This window comes from Clavibacter lycopersici (assembly GCF_003576405.1).
GTDB lineage: Bacteria > Actinomycetota > Actinomycetes > Actinomycetales > Microbacteriaceae > Clavibacter > Clavibacter lycopersici.
In genome coordinates this window covers 1-2,355 of record NZ_QWGT01000324.1, presented here as the reverse complement: position 1 = coordinate 2,355, position 2,355 = coordinate 1, and the positions used below count along the sequence as shown (strand labels likewise).

The 2,355-nt window shown below is 70.4% G+C and carries 1 protein-coding gene and 1 pseudogene; both read right to left on the bottom strand.

Annotation, left to right across the window (positions count from 1 at the left end; all coding sequences use genetic code 11):
- Positions 1-2,012: APC family permease (locus DZG00_RS14600; protein ID WP_147360030.1), on the bottom strand; the 2,012-nt coding region annotated here is incomplete at its 3' end.
- An 88-nt stretch (positions 2,013-2,100) separates the two neighbouring features.
- A pseudogene (locus DZG00_RS14595) lies at positions 2,101-2,355 on the bottom strand (membrane protein YczE); the annotation flags it as partial.

Here is a 2,355-nt window from a genome sequence, read left to right as displayed (position 1 = left end):
GGGCCGGAGCGGCGCGAGACCGGGCGCACGGGCTCGCCGCGGCGGTCCTGCCCGGGGACCGGGCGCGACCGGCGCCCGTAGATGAGCTCCGAGGAGTCGAGCAGCCACGGCACCAGGGCGAGCGTGACGCCGTGCACGAGGAGCAGCTTCTGGCGGATCCGCCTCGCCTTGTGGTTGTGCAGCAGCGTCTCCCACCAGTGGCCGACGATGTAGACGGGCGTGTAGACCGTGATGATCTCGCTGCCGTGCTCCTCGCGCCGCGACTTCAGGTACTTGATGAGCGGGAAGCTGATGTCGCGGTACGGGGAGGCGACGATGCGCAGCGGCATGTCGATCTCCATCTCGATCCACTGCCGCTCCAGCAGCTTCGTCGCCTCGTCGTCGATGGAGACGTGCACCGCCTCGATGCTGTCGTGGTTCGCGGCGATGGCGTAGTCGAGGGCCTTGAGGACCGGCTTCTGCATGCGGCCGACGAGCACGACCGCGTGGTCGCCGGTGGAGCCGAAGACCGTGACGGGATCGACCTCGATCTCCTTCTCCACGTCGCGGTAGTAGCGGTTGACCCCGAGCATGAGGAGGAACAGCACCGGCATGATCGCGAACACCAGCCACGCGCCGTGCGTGAACTTGGTGATGGTGACCACGATGAGGACGAGCGCGGTCAGCAGCGCGCCGAACGCGTTGATGGCGAGGCCGCGGATCACCTCGCCGCGGTTCGCGCAGCCCTCGCGGAGCATGCGGGTCCAGTGCACGACCATGCCGGTCTGGCCGAGCGTGAACGACACGAAGACGCCGATGATGTAGAGCTGGATGAGCTGCGTGAGGTTTGCCTGGTACACGACGAGGATGAGCGTGGCGCCGAGGGCCAGCAGCAGCATGCCGTTGCTGTAGACGAGGCGGTCGCCGCGCGTGAGCAGCGACTTGGGCGCGTAGGCGTCCTTCGCGAGCACGGACCCGAGCAGCGGGAAGCCGTTGAAGGCGGTGTTGGCCGCGAGCAGGAGGACGGCCGCGGTGGTCGCCTGCAGCAGGTAGAACATCACGCTGCCGTTCCCGAAGGTGGCCGCCGCGACCTGCGCCATGAGGCTCTTCTGCGGCTCGGTGGCGCACTCGGCCCAGCCGATGAGGTCGCACGGGTGCTCGCCGTAGTGCACGCGGGCGATGAGCGCGAGGGTCGTGAGGCCGACGAACAGCACGATGGCCGTACCGCCCATGATCACGAGGGTCGACTGGGCGTTCTTGACCTTCGGCGTGCGGAACGCGGGCACGCCGTTGGAGATGGCCTCGACGCCCGTGAGCGCGGAGCAGCCGCTCGAGAACGCGCGGAGCAGCAGGAGGATGAAGGCGACCTGCGACAGGTTCGGGGTGTCGACCGTGTAGGCCGCGGACTCGGCGACCGGCGCATCGCCGAGCGCCGTGCGGGCGAGGCCCACGACGATCATCACGCCCACGCTGGCGATGAAGAGGTACGTCGGGACCGCGAAGGCCTTGCTCGACTCGCGCACGCCGCGGAGGTTGACGGCCGCGAGGAGCGCGACGAAGAAGACCGCGATCTCGACGCGGAAGGGGGCGATCTCCGGGACCGCGCTGATGATGTTGTCGACGCCCGAGGCCACCGACACCGCGACCGTGAGGATGTAGTCGACGAGGAGCGCGGAGGCGACGACGAGGCCGGCCTTCTCGCCGAGGTTCTTGTGGGCGACCTCGTAGTCGCCTCCGCCGGACGGGTACGCCTTGATGAGCTGGCGGTAGCTGAGCACCACGACCACCAGCAGGATCACGACGCAGGCCGCGACCCAGGGCGCGAAGCTCAGGAACGCGAGGCCGCCGAGCGTGAGGATGAGGAGCAGCTCCTGCGGTGCGTAGGCGACCGAGCTGAGCGGGTCGCTCGCGAAGATGGGGAGCGCGAGGTGCTTGGGGAGCAGCTGGCCCTCGAGCTTGTCGCTGGCGAGCTTCTCGCCGATGAGCAGCCGCTTGGCGGGACTGCTCTCGGGAGCCTGGGGGTCCGGAGTCACGAGCGGCAACGATACCCCGCGACGCGCCCGGGCCGCGACGGTGCGGGGAGCGGGCCGTGAGGCCGCTGGATCCGCGTCGCGCCGCGGACTACCCGACCGTCGCGACGGGGCCCGTGGGCAGGGTGCCCGCGGGGTCGTCCGGGGCGGCGTCCCGTGCCCGTCGACGGGGTGCGCGGGCGGGGACCGGCAGGTCGAACAGGGGGAGCGTGCGCTGCACGATCGGCCCGATCAGCAGGGCGAACGCCAGGGTCCCGAGGCCCACGTCCCCCCCGAGCGCCCAGCCGATCGCGAGCACGACCAGCTCGATGCCGACGCGCACGCGCCAGACCGGCCAGCCCGTGCG